Annotated in this window: 1 protein-coding gene; it reads right to left on the bottom strand. The window is 66.9% G+C overall.

The window, feature by feature from the left end; all coding sequences use genetic code 11:
* The coding region (locus B1964_RS11435; RefSeq protein WP_366664275.1) for a peroxidase family protein at nt 1–1,275 on the bottom strand (1,275 nt) is incomplete at both ends.

The raw sequence follows: 1,275 nt of genomic DNA, 5'->3' as shown, positions 1-1,275 counted from the left end.
CCGCGGTAGCGGATGGCCGGGCCCATGTCACGGTGCAGCAGCTTGAACCAGGCCTTGGCGAACTCGTCGGCCAGTTCTTCGGGATGATCGAGCCAGCGGCGGGTGATCTCGCCGTAGATCGGATCGAACCGCATCGTGAGGTCGGTGGTCAGCATCGACGGGTGGGTCTTGCCGTCGCCCTGGGCCATCGGCACCGAGTTGGCCCAGCCGTTGTCCTTGGGCTTCCACTGGTTGGCTCCGGCCGGGCTCTTGGTCAGTTCCCACTCGTTGCCGTAGAGGATCTCCAGGAACGAGTTGTCCCACTTGGTGGGGGTGTGGGTCCAGGTGACCTCCAGGCCACTGGTGATGGTGTCGTTGCCGACGCCGGTGCCCTGCGGGTTCTTCCAGCCCAGCCCCATCTGTTCCAGCGGTGCGGCCTCGGGTTCGGGGCCGAGTTTTTCGGCGTCACCGTTGCCGTGGGTCTTGCCGAAGGTGTGTCCGCCGACGATGAGCGCGGCGGTCTCCACGTCGTTCATCGCCATCCGGCCGAAGGTCTCCCGGATGTCTTGCGCGGCGGCGAGATAGTCGGGATTGCCCTCGGGCCCTTCGGGATTGACGTAGATCAGACCCATCGTGGTGGCGCCCAGCGGCTTTTCCAGGTTGCGCTCACCGGAGTAGCGCAGATTGGTGCCCAGCCAGGTCGACTCCGCACCCCAGTACACCTCCTCGGCCTCCCATTCGTCGGGGCGGCCGAACGCGAATCCCTTGGTGTGGAAACCCATGTCCTCGAGGGCGACATTGCCGGCGAGGACCAGCAGGTCCGACCACGACAGCGCCTTGCCGTACTTCTTCTTCACCGGCCACAACAGCCGGCGCGCCTTGTCGAGGCTGACGTTGTCCGGCCAGCTGTCCAGCGGTGCGAAACGCTGCATGCCGGTGCCGGCACCGCCGCGGCCGTCCTCGACGCGGTAGGTACCCGCGGCGTGCCACGACATGCGGATGAAGAAGGGTCCGTAGTGACCGAAGTCGGCGGGCCACCACGACTTCGAGTCGGTCATGACCGCCTTGACGTCGGCGACGAGTGCGTCGACGTCGAGGTCGGCGAGTGCGGCGTCGTAGTCGAAGTCGCCGCCGCGCGGGCGGATGACATCGGGATTATGGGCCAGGACACGCAGATTCAGCTTGTCCGGCCACCACTGGTTGTTGCCACCGCCCTCCACCGGTGGGCGGATGTGCATGGGACATCCTGAGCCCGACGGCTCTCCGGCGGGGGTCTGGGCCTCCCCGATGGGGGGG

It is taken from the genome of Gordonia sp. i37 (assembly GCF_002043085.1).
GTDB lineage: Bacteria > Actinomycetota > Actinomycetes > Mycobacteriales > Mycobacteriaceae > Gordonia > Gordonia polyisoprenivorans.
This window is presented reverse-complemented; position numbering and strand designations above follow the sequence as displayed.